At 74.9% G+C, this 17784-nt stretch carries 15 protein-coding genes; 10 read left to right on the forward strand and 5 right to left on the reverse strand.

Annotated elements, in window-relative coordinates; all coding sequences use genetic code 11:
- Nucleotides 1–302 precede the first annotated feature (302 nt).
- Both BMW99_RS37510 and BMW99_RS37515 read left to right on the forward strand, forming a co-directional pair.
- Entirely contained in the window at nt 303–896 is a 594-nt protein-coding gene (locus BMW99_RS37510) for a 3'-5' exonuclease (RefSeq protein ID WP_069462426.1), read from the forward strand.
- 143 nt (nt 897–1039) lie between these two features.
- Nucleotides 1040–1405, forward strand: coding sequence for a DUF488 domain-containing protein (locus BMW99_RS37515; RefSeq protein ID WP_069462427.1), 366 nt, complete (start codon nt 1040–1042; stop codon nt 1403–1405).
- A gap of 8 nt (nt 1406–1413) precedes the next feature.
- On the opposite strand, the gene BMW99_RS37520 is transcribed toward BMW99_RS37515, so the two are convergent.
- The gene (locus BMW99_RS37520; RefSeq protein ID WP_069462428.1) at nt 1414–2973 is read right to left on the reverse strand and encodes an aldehyde dehydrogenase (NADP(+)); all 1560 of its coding nucleotides are present in this window, start codon (nt 2971–2973) and stop codon (nt 1414–1416) included.
- A 264-nt stretch (nt 2974–3237) separates the two neighbouring features.
- Here BMW99_RS37520 and BMW99_RS37525 point away from each other — a divergent pair, with 264 nt between their 5' ends.
- Nucleotides 3238–4008, forward strand: coding sequence for an IclR family transcriptional regulator (locus tag BMW99_RS37525; protein ID WP_069462429.1), 771 nt, complete (start codon nt 3238–3240; stop codon nt 4006–4008).
- A gap of 67 nt (nt 4009–4075) precedes the next feature.
- Here the strand turns inward: BMW99_RS37525 and BMW99_RS37530 are convergent, their stop codons facing one another.
- On the reverse strand, nt 4076–6334 hold the full coding sequence (locus tag BMW99_RS37530) for an ATP-binding protein (protein ID WP_075018356.1): 2259 nt from the start codon (nt 6332–6334) through the stop codon (nt 4076–4078).
- 192 nt (nt 6335–6526) lie between these two features.
- On the opposite strand from BMW99_RS37530, the gene BMW99_RS37535 reads away from it, so the two are divergent.
- The 3 genes from BMW99_RS37535 (at nt 6527) to BMW99_RS37545 (ending at nt 9137) form a co-directional block, all read left to right on the forward strand.
- Nucleotides 6527–7450, forward strand: a complete 924-nt coding sequence (locus BMW99_RS37535) for a class I SAM-dependent methyltransferase (RefSeq protein WP_079176320.1) — start codon at nt 6527–6529, stop codon at nt 7448–7450.
- Between the two features lie 149 nt (nt 7451–7599).
- Nucleotides 7600–8223, forward strand: a complete 624-nt coding sequence (locus BMW99_RS37540; RefSeq protein ID WP_079176322.1) for a SigE family RNA polymerase sigma factor — start codon at nt 7600–7602, stop codon at nt 8221–8223.
- A complete protein-coding gene (locus BMW99_RS37545; protein WP_075018357.1) occupies nt 8223–9137 on the forward strand; it encodes a hypothetical protein in 915 nt (304 codons plus the stop codon). The genes BMW99_RS37540 and BMW99_RS37545 overlap by 1 nt, the downstream gene beginning before the upstream one ends.
- Nucleotides 9138–9484: 347 nt before the next feature.
- Here the strand turns inward: BMW99_RS37545 and BMW99_RS37550 are convergent, their stop codons facing one another.
- Nucleotides 9485–10666: a hypothetical protein gene (locus BMW99_RS37550; protein WP_069464489.1), complete on the reverse strand. Its 1182-nt coding sequence runs from the start codon at nt 10664–10666 to the stop codon at nt 9485–9487.
- A gap of 11 nt (nt 10667–10677) precedes the next feature.
- A complete protein-coding gene (locus BMW99_RS37555) occupies nt 10678–11610 on the reverse strand; it encodes a 5-dehydro-4-deoxyglucarate dehydratase (protein WP_069464490.1) in 933 nt (310 codons plus the stop codon).
- 215 nt (nt 11611–11825) lie between these two features.
- On the opposite strand from BMW99_RS37555, the gene BMW99_RS37560 reads away from it, so the two are divergent.
- The 4 genes from BMW99_RS37560 (at nt 11826) to BMW99_RS37575 (ending at nt 15682) form a co-directional block, all read left to right on the forward strand.
- Nucleotides 11826–12650, forward strand: a complete 825-nt coding sequence (locus BMW99_RS37560; protein ID WP_069464491.1) for an NAD-dependent epimerase/dehydratase family protein — start codon at nt 11826–11828, stop codon at nt 12648–12650.
- A gap of 86 nt (nt 12651–12736) precedes the next feature.
- The gene (locus BMW99_RS37565) at nt 12737–13474 is read left to right on the forward strand and encodes an alpha/beta fold hydrolase (RefSeq protein WP_245791787.1); all 738 of its coding nucleotides are present in this window, start codon (nt 12737–12739) and stop codon (nt 13472–13474) included.
- 179 nt (nt 13475–13653) lie between these two features.
- A complete protein-coding gene (locus tag BMW99_RS37570; RefSeq protein ID WP_075018358.1) occupies nt 13654–14925 on the forward strand; it encodes a TerD family protein in 1272 nt (423 codons plus the stop codon).
- Between the two features lie 226 nt (nt 14926–15151).
- Nucleotides 15152–15682, forward strand: coding sequence for a hypothetical protein (locus tag BMW99_RS37575; protein ID WP_075018359.1), 531 nt, complete (start codon nt 15152–15154; stop codon nt 15680–15682).
- 94 nt (nt 15683–15776) lie between these two features.
- On the opposite strand, the gene BMW99_RS37580 is transcribed toward BMW99_RS37575, so the two are convergent.
- Nucleotides 15777–17243, reverse strand: a complete 1467-nt coding sequence (locus BMW99_RS37580) for an alkaline phosphatase PhoX (protein ID WP_069466069.1) — start codon at nt 17241–17243, stop codon at nt 15777–15779.
- Nucleotides 17244–17784 lie beyond the last annotated feature (541 nt).

Consider the following 17784-nt stretch of genomic DNA (forward strand, 5'->3'; position numbering starts at 1 on the left):
CGTACGAACCCGTATGCACATTTCCGAGGAGACGCTTCCGGAGCGCCCCCGACCCCACGGACAAAGGGCACGCACACCAGGGGCGCGAGGTCCCCCAGCCTTCGGCCGGGAGGTGCCCCCAACGCGACAAGCCACAACGGCGCGGCACACGGCCGAACAAGCCCCGGGGGCACCCCGGAGGCCGAACCCACCCACCGGCCGGTGGACGGCCGACAAGCCCCGGGGGCAAGCCCCGGGAGCACCCCCGTTGGCCGGGCGAAAATGAGAGGGACGCGCCGGTCGCAGTCCGTAAGGTCGAGGCTGTGGACTTGGCGCGCGGACTCCTCAACGTCGTGGACGTGGAAGCGACCTGCTGGGAGGGCGAACCTCCCGCCGGCTCGGTGAGCGAGATCATCGAGATCGGCCTGACCGTCATCGACACGTCGACAAAGACGCGGCTGAGCCGCGATTCCGTGCTGGTCCGCCCCCAGCACTCCGCGGTCAGCGGATTCTGCACGGAGCTGACGAGCCTGACGCAGGCGGAGGTGGACCGGGGCGTGACCTTCGCCGAGGCGTGCCGCCTCCTCGCGGAGGAGTTCGCGACGGCGCGCCGCCCGTGGGCGAGTTGGGGCGGGTACGACCGCCGCCAGTTCGCCCGGCAGTGCCGGGCCGAGGGCGTGCCCTATCCCTTCGGGGACCCGGGCGCCTACCCGCACACCAACGCCAAGGCCGTGTTCGCCGCCGCGTACGGCCTGCGCCGGCAGCCCGGCATGAAGCAGGCGCTGGAGATCGCCGGCCTGCCGCTCGATGGCCGCCACCACCGCGGCGTGGACGACGCCTGGAACATCGCGGGCCTCGTCCTCGACCTCGTGGGGCGCGGCGCGTGGCCCGGCACCGGGCGGCCGGAAGCGGGGTGACCGCACATGGACGCCGTGCGGTGCCGCCCCGGCCGGGCGATGCTGGACGCCGGTGCGCGAAGTCGGGCACCCGTGCCGGGAGGAACCGGCACCCGCAGTAGCGGAGCACCCCGCACGAACGGCGAGCGTGAAGGAGTCCGGTCATGGCGCAGTCCCCCGGCGGTTTTCGGGTGCGGCGGGTGTACGACCCGCCGGAGGAGGGCGACGGCGTGCGGGTGCTGGTGGACCGCCTGTGGCCGCGCGGGATGGCCAAGGAGCGCGCCGAGGTGGACGAGTGGCCCAAGGACCTCACCCCGACGGGCGAGTTGCGCACCTGGTACCACGCGCACCCGGACGAGTACGCCGAGTTCGAGCGCCGCTACCGGGCCGAGCTGGCGGCGCCGGACCACGACGACGCGGTCGGGCACCTGCGCGGCCTGGCGGCGGCGGGCACCGTCACCCTCCTGACGGCGGTGAAGGATCCCGGGCACAGCCACGTGCCGGTGCTGCTGGCGCACCTGCGCGGCTGACCGGCCGGTCAGGCCGAGGCGACGCCGTCCACCCGCCGCGGCACGCCCAGCGGGTTGCCGTCCCTCAGCTCCGGCGGCAGCAGGGCCGGCGGGGTGTCCTGGTAGGCGACCGGGCGCAGCCACCGTTCGATGGCGGTGGCGCCCACCGACGTGGACGTGGAGGTGGTCGCCGGGTACGGGCCGCCGTGGTGCTGGGCCCCGGTCACGGCGACGCCGGTCGGCCATCCGTTCACCAGCACGCGGCCGGCCAGCGCGGTGAGCCGGCGCAGCAGCTGCGCGGCCGGCCCGTCGGCCGCGGCGCCCTCGGCGGCGCCGAGGTGCGCGGTCGCCGTGAGGTTGCCGGGCAGACGGTCGAGGACCGCGTCGCGCGACGCGGCGCCGTCGTACCGCACGACCACGGTGAGCGGCCCGAAGCACTCCTCGAGGAGCAGGTCGAGCGCGCCTTCTTCGGCGAGGTCGGCCGCGTCGACGAGGAGGTACCCGGCGCGCACCTGCTGCTCGTCCGCCTCGGCGGCGCCGGCCGCCACGGGGACGGTGACGCCGGGCAGGGCGGCGCGGGCGGCGGCGCCCTTGACGAAGTTGTCGCGCATCCGGGAGTCGAGCAGCACGCCGGCCGGGGCCTGCTGTGCGGCGCCGGTCAGCGCGGCCACGAGCCGGTCGCCGTCCGCGCCCGAGGGGGCGAGGACCAGGCCGGGCTTGGTGCAGAACTGCCCGGTGCCGAGGGTGAAGGAACCGGCGAGCCCGGTGCCGATCTGCTCGGCCCGTTCGGCGGCCGCGGCCTCGGTGACGACCACTGGGTTGAGGCTGCCCAGCTCGCCGTGGAAGGGGATGGGCCGGGGACGGGCGGCGGCCGCGTCGAACAGGGCCCGTCCGCCGGGGATGGATCCGGTGAAGCCGGCCGCGGAGACCAGCGGGTGGCGTACCAGGTCGACACCGGCCTGGAAGCCGTGGACCAGCACGACCGTGTCCTCGGGCAGCCCGGCCTCGACGGCGGCGCGGCGCAGCAGCCCCGCGCACAGCTCGGAGGTGGCCGGGTGGTCGGGGTGGGCCTTGACGACGACGGGGCAGCCGGCGGCCAGGGCGCTGGCGGTGTCGCCGCCGGGGACGGAGAAGGCCAGCGGGAAGTTGCTCGCCGCGTAGACGGCGACGACGCCCAGCGGGATCTTGTAGCGGCGCAGGTCGGGGCGCGGGATGGGCTTGGCGTCCGGGTCGGGGTGGTCGATGATCACGTCGAGGAAGGCGCCCTCGTCGACGACGTCGGCGAACGTCCGCAGCTGGAAGGCGGTGCGGGCCAGTTCGCCGGTGAGCCGGGGCGTGCCCAGGGCGGTCTCGGCGTCCGCGGTGGCGACGACCTGCTCGGCGGACTCCTCCAGCAGCCTCGCGGCGCCGCGCAGCAGCCGGGAGCGGGCCGCGCGGTCGGCGAGTGCGGGCACGGCGGCGGCCGCGGCGCGCACGGCGGCGTCCACCTGCTCGGAGGTGGCCTCGGTGGCGACGGGGCCCGCGTCAGGACCGGCGCCCGTCCGCTGCTTCCCGGTTCGGGGGTCGACGCTCCAGACTTGTACTGCCACCGGACTAACCTCCTGGTATCCCGCCTGCGGCCGTCAAGGGTACGGTCGGGGACCCGATCAGGGGGTGACCGGAGCCCCGCCGCGACCGCGACCCGATGCGTACCGCCACCCGCACCGCATCCCGCTGCCGCGACCGCCCGTACCGTGCCCACACGGCCCGCGGTTTTCTGTAGTGTTTTCTCTACTGAACAACGTCTTCACATGTGAACCTATCCCGGGAGCCTACGTCGACGGCTCCAGGGCGAACAAGAGGGGTCTGACGCGATGGCTGCTGCCGAGGGAGCGGGTTCCCAGGTCAAGTCCGCGGTCCGCACGGTGGAACTGCTGGAGTTCTTCGCGAACAGCCCCGGCATGCACAGCCTGGCCGCCGTCCAGGAGTCCGTGGGCTATCCCAAGTCCAGCCTCTACATGCTGCTGCGCACACTGGTGGAGCTGGGCTGGATCGAGACCGACGCGACCGGCACGCGCTACGGCATCGGGGTGCGCGCGCTGCTGGTCGGCACCTCCTACATCGACGGTGACGAGGTGGTGGCCGCCGCCCGGCCCACCCTGGACCGGCTGTCCGACGACACCAGCGAGACCATCCACCTCGCGCGGCTGGACGGCACCAACGTGGTGTACCTCGCCACCCGCCAGTCGCAGCACTACCTGCGGCCGTTCACCCGGGTCGGCCGCCGGCTGCCGGCCCACTCGACCTCGCTCGGCAAGGCGCTGCTGGCCACGTACACGGACGAGCAGGTCCGCAAGCTGCTGCCGGAGACGCTGGAGCCGCTCACCGAGCACACCCACACCGACCGCGAGAAGCTCATCGAGGAGCTGGCGCAGATCCGCGAGCAGGGCTACGCGGTGGACCGCGAGGAGAACACGCTGGGGCTGCGCTGCTTCGGCATCGCGATCCCCTACCGGACGCCCGCGCGGGACGCGGTCAGCTGCTCGGTGCCGGTGGCCCGGCTGACCCCGGGACACGAGCAGATGATCAAGGACACGCTCTTCGACGCCCGCGACCGCCTGCTGCTGGCCACCCGCCGCCTGTGACCGTTGGCCCGGGGACGGCCGCCGCTCCCGGGCCCGCACGGCGCGGTCACGGCCGCCCGGCACCCCGTCAGGGCGCGGGGGCGGCCGGCGGCACCGGCACGGCCTCGGCGTTGGCCCGCATCTCCGCGGCGCGGGCGACGACCTGCAGGCCCTCGAAGATGTCCGCCGCCCGGTTCCAGGTCGCCCGCGCCCGCTCCGTGTCGCCGATGTCGAGCTGCGCGGACGCGAGGTGGTCGAGGACCGCGGCCTGGCTGTAGTCGTCGAGGATCTCCTCGGCGAACAGCCGCAGCGACCTCTCGTAGTCGGCGATCGCCGCCCTGGCGTCGCCCGTGCGCTGCCGGGCGTAGCCGATGCTGTCCCACGCGGCCGCCTCGTGGCCGCGGTTGCCCGCCTCCTGGAGCATCGTGATCGCCTCCTCACAGGTGGGGATGGCCTCGGCGTACGCGCCGAGCGCGGACAGGAACCAGCCCACGGCGCCGAGTTCGGCCGCGATCTCGTCGCGCTGCCCGAGCGTGCGGAAGACGGCCAGCGCCCTGCGCGCGTGCACCAGGCCCTCGGCGTAGCGCTGCTGGCCGTCGCGCACCCACGCGATGCTCCGCTCGGCGCGTGCGGTCGCCTCCGGCGGCAGCCCGGGCAGGTGGGCCAGGACCACCTCGACCGGCGCGTCGGCCTCGTCGAACCGCCCGGCCTCGACGAGCGCGCGCGCCAGGCTCCCGCCGGCCCGGACGACGGCGCCCGCGTCGCCGAGTGCCAGGGCCGCGTCGAGTCCGATCCGCTGGGCCGCGATCTCCTCGGTCCAGCGGCCGTCGATGACGTGGTAGCTCGCCCACTCCTGGGTGAGGCCGATGCGGTGGCGCAGCAACCGCGGATCGCCGAAGGCGCGCAGCGCGGCGGCGGCGGCCGCCGCCTCCCCGCGGCTCCAGTCGAGTGCGTCCTCGCGGCTGTCCATCGCCACCCGGACCACCCCGGCGGCCGGGACGTCGGTCCGCTCGGGCATGTAGCGGGCGAGGAACCCGTTGGCGAGGTAGGCGTTGTGGCGCAGGTAGTCCAGCAGGCGGGTCTCGGTGCCGAGCCGGTCGTCCTGCTCCTGGTCGAGGAGTTCGGCGCCGTAGGCGCGGACGAGGTCGTGCAGGACGTAGCGGCCGTCGGCGTCCCGGGACAGCAGGCTGGCGGCGGCCAGTTCGCGCAGGTGCCGCCGGGCGGCGGCCATCTCGACGCCGGCCAGGGACGCGGCGGCCTCGGCGGACACCGCCGCCGCCGGGTGGACCGCCAGGTGCCGGAAGAACCGGGCGGTGGCATCGGTCAGGGCCCGGTAGGACACCGAGAACACGGCCCGGACGTCGGTCCGGCGGTCGTCGGCCGCCAGCGCGTCCAGCCGCGGCCGGGTCCGCGCCAGCTCGTCGGCCGCCCTCCGCAGCGTCGTCCCCGGGTTCGCGCGCAGCCGGGCCCCGACCAGGGCCACCGCCAGCGGCAGGTATCCGCACCGTTCCACGAGGTCGGCGGCCGCGGCCGGCTCCGCGGCGCACCGCGCCGCGCCGATCCGTGCGGCCAGCGCCTCGACGGCCTCCTGGCGGGTCCACACGTCCAGGTTGAGCAGGGACGCGCCTTCGGCCACCGCCAGGCCGGACAGCTGGTTGCGCGAGGTGACGATCGTCAGGCAGCCCTCGGCCGCCGGCAGCAGCGGCCTGACCTGCTCGGCGTCCCGCGCGTTGTCGAGGACCACGACCAGCCGCCGGGAGGCGGTGCGCTCGCGGAACATCGCACCGCGCGCGTCGGCGCTGTGCGGCATGTCCGCGCTGGGCACCCCGAGCGCGTCGAGGAAACCGCCCAGCGCGTCGCCCGGTTCCACCGGCCGTCCGCCGTCCTCGAAGCCGCGCAGGTTCACGTAGAGCTGCCCGTCGGGGAAACGGTCCGCCACCTGGTGCGCCCAGTGCACGGCGAGCGCCGTCTTGCCCACGCCGGCCATCCCGCCGATCGCCGAGATCACCACGTGCCCGCCATGCGCCGCGGCCCGGTCGGTGGCGTCCCGCACGGCCGCCAGCGCGTCGTCACGTCCCCGGAACGCGGCCAGGTCCGGCGGCAGTTGCTGCGGCACCCGCCGGGGACGCCGGTCGGACGCCTGCACCAGACGGCGGCGCTCGCCCTCGGCGAGTTCGAGCGCGTCCATGACCTCGCCGAGCGTCGCCTGCCGCGGCAGGCTCCGGCCCCGCTCCATGTCGCTGAGGGCCCGGACACTGACTCCGGAGGCCTCGGCCAGACCCTCCAGCGTGAGCAGCGAGCGACGCCGGGCGTCGCGCAGCAACGCCCCGAACGAGCTCTGATCCATACCGACCCCCACACCGCGACCGTCGTGCAATCCAGGGCGCCTGCCGTCACCCCTGATCGGGGCAAAGCTAGCAGTTGTGGATCGAACGTTCGCTCATGCCCGTCCTTCCTGGTGGGGGCCGCCGCCGGTCCGCCTGCCGAACTCCTCAGGACGGACGGCGCCGCGGGCCGGTGAGCGCCTAGGGTCGGAGGCATGGCCACTCACGACGCGCAAGACACCCAGGACACCTCCCAGGCCGACGACACCCATCGCACCGATGCCACCGATGCCGACGCCGCCGCGGCCGGGGACCGCACCGCGGCGGACCCGGGCGGTGCGGCGGCGCTGCGCGCCCGGCGCGCCTCGTCCTTCGGCGCGGAAGCCGCCGCGTACGCCGAGCACCGGCCCGACTACCCGCGGGAGGGGGTGCGGTGGGCCCTCGCACCGGTCCTGTCCGCCGCGGACGCCTCCCCGGCCGCGGGCCCCGGCACCTCCTCCGACCGCGCCCTGGACGTGCTCGACCTGGGCGCCGGCACCGGCAAGCTCACCGGCGTGCTGACCGCCCTGGGCCACCGGGTGACGGCGGTGGAGCCCGACCCGTCGATGCTGGCCGAGCTGCGGGCCCGCTTCCCGGAGGTCGCCGCGCTGCCCGGCGGCGCCGAGGACATCCCGCTGCCCGACGCCTCGGTCGACGCGGTGCTCGCCGGGCAGGCGTTCCACTGGTTCGACCAGGAGAAGGCGCTGCCGGAGATCGCCCGGGTGCTGCGGCCCGGCGGCGTCGTGGCGGGGCTGTGGAACAGCGACGACGACCGCGTGGAGTGGATCGCCGAGCTGGGCCGGATCTCGCACAGCCGGGTGTCGTTCGTGAAGTGGCCGCCGACCCACGGCATCACCGCGCATCCCGCGTTCGGCCCGGTGGAGAGCGCGAACGTCCCGCACCAGCAGCGGCGCACCGCCGAGTCGCTGCTGGCGAACGTCGCCACGCACTCGTCGATCCTGGTGCTGGAGCCGGCCGAGCGCGACGAAGTCCTGGGCCGGGTGCGGGACTTCCTGGCGGCGCGGCCGGACACCGCGTCCGGTTCCTTCGACTTCCCGATGATCACCCGGGTCGAGCGCTGCGTGCGTGCGGCGGGCTGACGCGGCCGTCGGCGGCGGGGTTCACGGGCCCGTCAACCCCGCGGCCACCTCAGGGAATTCACTGATTCCCGACCTCTGCCCCTGGCGTTTCCCCGCTGCTACGCTCACGCCGCGCCGTGGCGGGGAGGTCCGGGCAGGAAGAGGTGACCGTGGGCACAGTCGGCGACGACGCGACGGCCGCGTTCCACGCGTTCTTCGAACAGCACTACGCCGAACTGTCCCGGCTCGCCCATCTGCTGACCGGTGAGGCGGACGCCGCGGACGACCTCGCGGCCGACGCACTGGTGGCGCTGTGGCGCCACTGGGACCGTGCCCGAGCCGCCGACAACCCCGTCGCGTACGCCCGGGGCGTGGTGGCCAACCTGGCCCGCTCGCGCATCCGCAGCGCGGTGCGGGAGCGGCGCCGGATCGCCCTGTTCTGGTCGCAGCGCAGTGAGCGCGTCGACGACCCGGACGTGCCGGCCGTCCTCGATCTGCGTGAGGCGCTGCAGCGGCTGCCGTTCCGCAAGCGCGCGTGCGTGGTGCTGCGGCACGCGTTCGACCTGTCGGAGCGGGACACCGCGGCGGCCCTGGGCATCTCGGTGGGCACGGTGAAGAGCCAGACCTCCCGCGGCGTCGCCGAGTTGGAGCGCCTGCTGGCACCCCGGGCGGCCGAGCCCGATACGGTTCCCGGGGTGCCGCGTACCGGAGCGGAGGCCCCGGGCCCGGCACGGATCGTGGGTGCGCCCGCCCGGGCGGCGCGTGCCCGTACGCGGACGGGACGGGGAGTGTGATGGCCGAACTGCCGGAACGGTTGCGGGAGGCAGCCGTCGAGCACCGGCCCGACCGGGAGCGCATCCTCGCCCGCGTGGAGCGGGCGATGACCGCGTCGGGCACCGCCACCCCGGCCGGCTCCGACACCGCCCGCCGCCCGCCCGCGGAACCGCGGGACCGTCCTCCCGCCCCGTGGATGCGCGTGGTGGCGGTGGCCGCCGCGGTCGCGGGTGCGGTGGGGCTGGGCGGCCTGGCGGTGGGCGCGGTCACCGGTGACGGCACGCCGCGGCAGAGCGTGGTGACGACGGCCGGCTCCAGCGGCGCTCCGCCGGCCGCCGGCTCGGGCACGGCGGGGACGCCGGCCAGCCGGCCGCACTCCCCGGACCGCGAGGACACGACGCCGTCGGCCCGCCAGAACTCCGGCGCCGGGCACGCCCCCGCGCGCTCCCCGGCGTCGGCCGGACCGGGAACGCGGGACGGCATCGCACCGACGGCGCGGGCGACCGCGGGTGGCGGTGCCGGTGACGGCTCGCAGCCGTCCACGTCGTCGTCCGGAACGTCCGACGGGGTGTCGTCGGAGGGCTCGGTCGACGCGAGCAGCAACGCCTCCTGGACCCAGAGCGACGTGCGGCTGACCGCCGACCGCCCGCTCACCTCGCTGAGCGTGGAGCTGCGGATCGCGGTGACGCCCGGCGTGAGCAGCACCGGATCGTTCGACACGGTGCCCGGGCAGACCACCGCGTCGGTCGCCGTCGAGGGCGGCTACCTCGTCTACCGCTGGCAGTTGAACCCGGGTCAGACGCTGGCCGCGGGCACCTACACCTTCGCCGGGCAGTTCAACCACGCGCAGGGCGACCGCGACACCGGCGGCGACCGGTACACGGCCGCGGCGGGCGGCCCCGGCGGGTCCGCCTCCCTGAGCGGCGGGTACTGACCGGGTTCGGTTCGACCGTCCCGCCCGCGGCCTCCGGGCGGAACTGCCCCCACCCCCGGCAACACGCTTGCCGGGAAAGCCGGTGACCGGGGGCTACCGCCTGGTAACCTCCCGGGAAAATTGCCCGTCGCCACGGCAACCTCCTGAGTCCCGGTGGCGACTTGGGTATGCACGGCCCTCCCGCCCTCGGGCGGGTGGCACACCGGGGCGCGGCGGTACCCCCATGATCGCCGCGCCCCGGGTGCCGGGACCGCGGCGGTCCGGTGATCCCCTCCGGTCACCGGGCCGCCGGGTTCGGGCAACTCCCTTACGGCACAGGCCCGCCGGGGTGCGGCGGGCCGCCGGGGTCAGGTCCCGGCGAGCGCCCGCCGCACCGCGTCGAGGTCGGCCTCGCACGCCAGGCCCGCGTGGTAGAGCCGGAGTTCGGTCGCGCCCAACTCGGCCGCGTGCGCCGCGTCGGCGGCGAGGTCCGCGGGGCGGCCGCCCATCCCGGACACCACGGTGAAGTTGGCGGCCAGCACGGTGTCCGGCCGCGCGTGCGCCGCGGTGGGCGCGAGCATCGCCTCGCGGACGGCCGGGCCGCCGGTGCACGGCAGCACCAGCCCGTCGGCGTGGCCGAGGATGTGCGCGGGGTCGACGCCCGCGTTGGCCCCGCAGTGGTACGGCGCCGGGTCGGCGTGCAGGAGCACCTGGAAGCCGGGCGGGGCCGCCGCACGCACCGCGGCGATCGCCTGCTCCTGCAGCGAACGGGCCTGCCGGACACGCCACTCCAGCGCGATCGCGGCCGGCTCCTCGCCGAGCAGCTCGGCGACGGCCGGCAGGCCGGCGTCCGTACTGCCCCGTGCCCAGGCGGGGTCGAGCGCCTGCCGGACGGCGGCGGCCAGCTGCGCGGGGTCGGCGCCCAGCTCCGCGTAGCCGTCCCGGCAGTGCGGGCAGAAGCACAGCGACATCAGGTACTGCGCCGCGTCGCCGAGCGGCACGCCGCCGATCTTGTCGTGCGCGTGCAGGTGCGCGAGCCCGTACCAGCCGAGGGACTCCAGTTCGGTGCCGCGCGCGCCGGGCCGCACCGCCGCCTCGGCGGCGAGGTCGACCAGGTAGCCCCGGACCTCGGGGTGCGCGATGCACGGCGCCCAGGGGTAGCGGTCGCCGAACGCGTTGACCACCGTGGTGTCCGGATGCTCCTCGCCCATACGGGAGTTGTGCGCGAGGACCACCCAGGTGTGCACCTCGAGGCCGGCCGCGTCGAGTGCGGCGGCCGCGGTGCCGAAGGCGTCCGGGCCGGCCACCCACGCGCCCGCCGGGCGGGGGCGCAACTCCCGGCCCTGCCAGAGCTGTTCGCCGGGCGGGTAGAGGACGGCGGCGTACTCCGCGGTGACCACGCGGTGGCGCGGGTGGCGCGGCGTCAGCGCCCGCGTGGAGTGGTAGGCGGCGGCGAGCGTGACCTGCCGGACGCCGAGGCCGGCGGTGCGGGCCGCGGCGCCGGGGTCGCCCACGACGTCCCACGGGTAGAGGAAGGCGGACGTCTTCATCGCGCCGGGCCTCAGCGGTCGCCGAGCAGGGCCAGGCCGCGCTCGATGAGTTCGCCGAGTTCCTTGACGTGTGCGGGCGTCGGCTCGGACAGCGGCGGGCGGACCTCGCCGACGTCCAGGCCGCGCATCCGCACCCCTGCCTTGACCAGCGAGACCGCGTAGCCGCGGCCCTGGTTGCGCAGGTCGACCAGCGGCCGGTAGAAGCCGTCGAGCAGCCGGTTGACGGTGGCGTCGTCGCCGGTGGTGAGCGCGCGGTGGAAGGCGAGCGCGATCTCGGGCGAGAAGGCGTACACGGCCGAGGAGTAGAGGGAGACGCCGATGCCGCGGTAGGCCAGGCCGGTCAGTTCGGCGGTGGGCAGGCCGTTGAAGTACAGGAAGTCCCGGTCGGGCAGGGCGGTGCGGACCGCGCTGATGATCCGCTGCATCAGGTCGAGGTCGCCGAGGCCGTCCTTGAGGCCGATGATGTTGGGCACCTGGGCGAGCGCGACGACCGTCTCGGGGGCGAAGACCGCGTTGTCGCGCTGGTAGACGATGACGTCCAGGCCGGTGCCGCCGGCGAGTGCGGTGTAGTGGCGCAGCAGGCCCTGCTGGTCTGCGGCCACCAGGTAGGGCGGCATCGCCAGCAGCCCGTCGGCGCCCGCCTGTTCGGCGATCCGCGCGTACTGCAGGGCCAGCGCGGTGCCGTACCCGGCGCCGGCCACCACCGGCACCCGCCCCGCGGTCTCCTCGACCGCCGCCGCCACGCACGCGCCGAACTCCTCGGGGGACAGGGCGTGGAACTCACCCGTCCCGCAGCAGGCGAAGACCGCCGCCGCGCCGGCCTCCACCCCCGCGCGCACGTGCGCGCGGAAGGCGTCGAGGTCGAGGCCGCCGTCCGGACCGAAGGCCGTCACGGGAAAGAACAGCAGGCCGTCGAGACGCTCGGCGAGTGCGGGTGAGGTCATCGTGGTCCCCTCTGCGTGAGGCGCAAGGTCAGTGTGCGCTCATCTGATCCACGTCCATATTCATGAACGCTGCCACGCTAGGCGAGGTTCCCGGCGCGGGTCAAGCTGACGCACACCCCCCGCCGAGGCATGCAGAAACACCATGATGTCCACGTACATGAACCACATCCATGGATATACTCGCGAGGTCGTCCGGCACCGAGGAGGCCCCCAGAATGCCCGCTCCCCGCACCGTGCTGCTCACCGGCGCCGCCGGCGGGCTCGGCACCCTGATGCGCGGCCTGCTGCCGTCCTACGGGTACGACCTGCGCTTGTTCGACGTCCAGCCGATCCCGGACGCACCCGGCGCGATCACCGCCGACCTCGCCGACCGCGACGCGCTGCGCGAGGCGGTACGCGGCGCCGACGCGGTGCTGCACCTGGCCGGCATCTCGCTGGAGTCCACGTTCGACAAGATCCTCGCGGCCAACATCCAGGGCACCCACAACCTGTACGAGGCGGTACGCGAGGAGGGCGTGCCCCGTGTCGTCTTCGCCTCCAGCAACCACGCGCTCGGCTTCACCCCCCGCCCTCAGGGCCCGTATCCGCTGCCGCGGGAGGCGCTGATCCCGATCACCGCCCCGCGCCGCCCCGACACCTACTACGGCCTGTCCAAGTGCTTCGGCGAGGACCTCGCGCAGCTCTACGCCGACCTGCACGGCGTCGACACGGTCTCGGTGCGCATCGGCTCGTGCTTCCCCGAGCCCACCACCGTGCGCATGCTGTCGGTGTGGATGAGCCCGGAGGACGGCGCCCGCCTCTTCGACGCCGCGCTGACCGCCGACGTCACCGGCCACACCGTGGTCTACGGCTCCTCCGCCAACACCCGGCTGTGGTGGGACCTGTCCGGCGCACGGGCGCTCGGCTACGAACCGCGGGACGACTCCGAGCCGTTCGCCGCCCGGCTCGTCGCCGAACAGGGCGAGCTCGACCCGGCGAACCCCGCGCACGCCCACCTCGGCGGCGCCTTCTGCACCACCCCGCCGATCTGGCCGTACTGACCGGCGCCGAGCCGCATCGCCCGGCGCCCGCCACGTCTGCTACGAATGACCCGGCGCGGGGCGGGCCCGCGGAAGTGGGGTGCACGGTGGCCGCAGAGCAGGCGTACCGGGGGATCGTGGTGCGGCGGCCGGCCGCCCGGCCGGAGGCAGCGGTTCTGATGCTGCACGGCGGCGGCGAGCACGGCATGCGCCGGCCCTCCCGGCTGAACGGCCCCTCGTGGCGGATGCGCCCCTTCGTCAGGGCCCTCGACCGGGCGGCCGGCAGCCGGGCGCTGCTGATCGCCGAGGCCCGCTACCGCCACCGCGGCTGGAACGGCGAGCGTGCGGACGCCGCGCGGGACGCGGAGGCGGCCGTCGCCGAACTGGCCGAGCGCACCGGCGGCGTCCCCACCGTCCTGGTCGGCCACTCCATGGGCGGCCGGGCGGCGCTGCGCGCGGCCGGCGCGAAGACCGTCGCCGGCGTCGTGGCCCTCGCGCCCTGGTGCCCGCCCGGCGAGCCCGTCGGCCAACTGGCGGGACGGAACCTGGTGTTCGTGCACGCCGCGGGCGACCGCATCACCTCGCCCCGCGAGTCGCTGGCGATGGCCGGGCGGGCCCGCGCGGCGGGCGCGCTGGTGTGCCGGTACGAGCTGGCCGGCGGGGACCACGCGATGCTCCGCGAGGCGTCGGTCTGGCACTCGCTGACCGCGGACTCGGTCGGCGCCCTGCTCGGCTTCACCCCGCTGCCGGCCGAGACGGCCGCCGCGTTCGCCCTGCCGCCCGCCTCGACGGAGGGCCTGGCCCTGCCGGTGCACGGATCGGCGCTGCGGGCCGCCCGGACGTGAGCGGCACGCGCGCGAACGCGGCCGGGAACGTACCCGCCAGGAGGTCCACGACCGCGCGCACGAACGTGTTCATGACCAGGCGAACCGGGCCGCACGACCGTGGGTCCTGGGCCGCTCACCCGTCCGCCCGGGTAATGGAACCGCAAACCGCGGTCGGTCGTTACCCCGACATGACCGCAATGACGCCTGGCTCGAATGTGCCGCTCTCCGTGCCGCGGGTGACGGTGGAGGTCGCCGCACCCGTGCGGCTCGACGTCTCGGGCCTGCTCCTCGCCGCCGACGGCAAGGTGCGCTCCGACGACGACTTCGTCTTCTACAACCAGCCCCAGGGGCCCGGCGTGACGCACCGCTCGGGCGGCGGCACCGCCCCCGACGCGATCACCGTGGACACCGGCGCGGTGCCGCCCGAGATCGACAAGATCGTGGTCACCGCGAGCATCGACGGCGGCGGCGCCTTCTCCGGCACCACCCCCACCGCCACCGTCCGGGGCGCGGACGACGGCGCGGAGATCGCCACCTTCGCCCCCAGCGGCCTCGGCGCCGAGACGGCGCTCATCATCGTCGAGGTCTACCGCCGCGGCGGCGCGTGGAAGGTCCGCGCGGTCGGCCAGGGGTACGCGAACGGGCTGGCGGGCATCGCCACCGACTTCGGCGTCAGCGTGGACGAGCCCGCGGCCCCGGCCGCCGCCGCCACGCCCAGCGCCCCTGCCGCACCCGCCGCCCCGCCGCTGCCGGCGACGGTCCCGCCGCCGCCCCCGGCCGCCTTCCCGCCGCCGAACGCACCGGCGCCCACCGGCCCGCCCGTGGCGAACATGCCGCCGCCGCCCGGTAACGCGCCCGCCACCCCGCCGCCCGCGGCGGCCCCGGCGCCCGGCCGGATCAACCTGGACAAGGGCCGGGTCAACCTGCGCAAGAACGAGACGGTGTCGCTGGTCAAGGGCGGCAAGCCGCTGCTGTCCTCGGTACGCATGGGCCTGGGCTGGGAGCCCGCGTTCGGCGGCCGGGACATCGACCTGGACGCGTCGGTCATCGCCTACGGCCCCCAGCGCAACAAGATCGCCACCTGCTACTTCGGCAAGCTGATGGTGCTCGACGGCGCGATCCAGCACTCCGGCGACAACCTCACCGGGCAGGGCTCGGGCGACGACGAGGCGATCACCGTCCACCTCGGCGGGCTGCCGGCCGAGGTCACCGGTCTGGTGTTCACCGTCAACTCCTACTCCGGCCAGAAGTTCAACAAGGTCGCCAAGGCGTACTGCCGGCTGCTGGACGCCGCGACCGGCGAGGAACTCGTGCGCTTCGACCTCACCAGCGGCGAGGCCCGCACCGGGGTGCTCATGGCCAAGATGGTCAAGCAGTACTCGGGCGAGTGGGAGATGACGGCGCTCGGCTCGTTCATCGACTCCCGCACCGTCAAGGGCATGGAGAAGCCGGGCGCCGCGGCGCTCTGACCCCTCCCCGCCGGCGGCCCGACTCCCCCGCGGAGCCGGGCCGCCGGCGTGCCGGCTCGCGGGCGGCGGCACAGACGGGCCCGCCACCGGCGCCGGCGTCGACCGATCAGCAACCGTTCGATCACAACGAATTCACTTCACAGGTCTACCCGCGTAGCGTCTCCACAGGGTGTCATGGACACGTCCTCGGCGAAACTCGCCGTGCCTCGTGCCCCAGGAGACACCCATGCGCCTCACCCCCCGCATACCGGCCGCGGCCGGTACGGCTCTCGCCCTGACGTGCAGCGGTCTGATCGTCGGTTTCACCGCCGGCTCGGCCCAGGCCAGCACCTGCTCGCAGTCCTACCTGCCGCTGCCCGACCCGAGCTGCACGCCCGGCGTGTACAACTCCGCCGTCACGCAGTCCACGATCAACAGCACCATCTGCGTGTCCGGCTGGACGGCCACGGTCCGCCCGCCCACGTCGTACACCAACGCGCTCAAGGCCCAGGGCATCATCGACTACGGCTACTCCGACACGAACATGTCGGACTACGAGGAGGACCACATGATCCCCCTCGAGCTCGGCGGCTCCCCCCGCGACCCCGGCAACCTGTGGCCGGAGCCGCACTACGGGACCAAGACCTCCACCACCAAGGACGGCGTCGAGACCAAGCTCAAGAACGCGGTCTGCAAGGGCACCATCACGCTGTCGGCCGCCCGCACCGCCATCAAGAACAACTGGACCACCGCGCTCCAGGTCACCGGCATCGGCTGAGCTGAATCGTTCCGCCGTACCTCCACCCCCCCCTGCGCGGAGGTACGGCGGGCGCGGCCGCCCGGAGTGATCCGGGCGGCCGCGCGCCGCGGGCTCAGCAGCCCTTGCCGCCCTGGCGGCGCCACGGGCCGGTGATGGCCAGCATGATGCCCGGGGTCTGGATGTTCGCGAACAGCGTGTCGCCGTCGGGCGAGAACGTGACCCCGGTGAACTCGCTGTACTCCGGCGCCTCTTCGGTGCCGATGTTCAGGTCGTTGCGGGCCAGCGGGTAGGTCCGGCCGTCGTCCACCGCGCCGAACAGGTGCTGCACGCCGTTGCCGTCCTCGGCGATGATCAGGCCGCCGTGGGGCGAGACGGTGATGTTGTCGGGCCCGTCGAACGCGCCGTCCTTCGCCGGCTCGGCGTTGACGCCGAGCAGCACCTTCAGGGTCAGCGTGCGGCGCGAGGGGTCGTAGAACCACACCGCGCCGTCGTGCTGCACCGGGCTCTCCGAGCGGGCGAAGGACGACACCACGTAGGTGCCGCCGTCGGCCCACCACATGCCCTCCAGCTTGCGGGCCCGGGTCACCTGGCCGTCCGTGAACTGCTTGCGGACCGAGAGGGTCTTCGCGTCGCGGTCCGGCACGTCCACCCAGTCCACGCCGAAGACCGTGCCGATCCTCGTCGCACGCGACAGGTCGTCCACGAAGCGGCCACCGGAATCGAAGCAGCGGAACGCCTGGAGCACACCGGCGTCGTCCGCCAGCGTCGCCAGCCGGCCCCGGCCGTGGTGGAAGCCCTGCGGCGGAGTCCAGCGGTAGAGCAGGCCGTTGGGGCCCGCCGCGTCCTCGGTCAGGTACAGGTGGCCGCGCTTGGGGTCGACCACCACGGCCTCGTGCGCGTAGCGGCCGAGCGCCTTGACGGGCCGCGGGCCGCGGTTGGCACGGCGGTCGTGCGGGTCGACCTCGAAGACGTAGCCGTGGTCCTTGGTCATCCCGTTGGCCCCGGCCCGGTCCTCGGTCTCCTCGCACGTCAGCCAGGTGCCCCAAGGAGTGGCCCCGCCCGCGCAGTTGGTCGACGTGCCGGCGATGCCCACCCACTCGGTGACGGGCTCGGCGTGGTGCCGGTCCTGCCAGTGGCGCGGCACCTCCACGACGGTGCAGCCGCCCGACGCCGCCGGGTCGTACACCAGCTCGTCCGCCAGCGGCACCGGGTACGGCCAGTTGGCGCGCGGGCCGCCCAGCTCGTGGTTGTTCACCAGCAGGGTGGCACCGCGCTCACCGGCGAAGGCGGCGGTGCCGTCGTGGTTGGACGGCGTGGACTCGCCGGAGTCCAGTGTGGTCGTGCCGGTGCGCGTCACGATCCGGTACGCGAACCCGGCGGGCAGCGCCAGCAGCCCGGCCGGGTCGTCGACGAGCGGCCCGTACCCGGGCGCGTGGCCGTCCTGGTGACGGGTCCCCTCCGGGGCGGACACGGCGAGTGCGCCGGGCGCGGTGGCCAGCACGTCGACGGCGCCGGCGAGGGCGACGCCGGCACCGGTCATGGCGGAACGTTGAACGAAGTCTCTGCGGCTGAGCGGCACGGTGGCTCCCTCTTCGGGCTCGGGCCCTTGGCTCGGGTTCGCCCATACGCTGGCGGGCGTCGGCCAACCACGCGTGAACGGTGTCCGTCCGGACGGGGGCTTCCCCCCGACAACCCCAAGAATCCGCAAAGTGCGGGTCAATTCCTTCCCATGCCAACGGGGTGCCCCCGGGGCTTGTCGGGTTCGGCCTACGGGGTGCCCCCGGGGCTTGTTCGGCCGTCCACCGGCCGGTGGGTGGGTTCGGTATCCGGGGTGCCCCCGGGGCTTGTCGGCCGTGTGCCGCGCCGTTGTGGCTTGTCGCGCAGTTCCTCGCGCCCCTGGTGTGCGTGCCCTTTGTCCGTGGGGTCGGGGGCGCTCCGGAAGCGTCTCCTCGGAAATGTGCATACGGGTTCGTCCATCGGCTTGCCCGGGGGCCGCGCACATTTCTCTGCGGGGAGCACTTCCTCCCCACCCCCTCCCGCTGATCCACCGTGCGGCGGGGGACATGGGGCACGGCCAAGGTCCTCCCGCAGACGGGGACGGGCCGGAGGGGGACGATCCG

The organism is Actinacidiphila rubida (assembly GCF_900110255.1).
GTDB classification, from domain to species: domain Bacteria; phylum Actinomycetota; class Actinomycetes; order Streptomycetales; family Streptomycetaceae; genus Actinacidiphila; species Actinacidiphila rubida.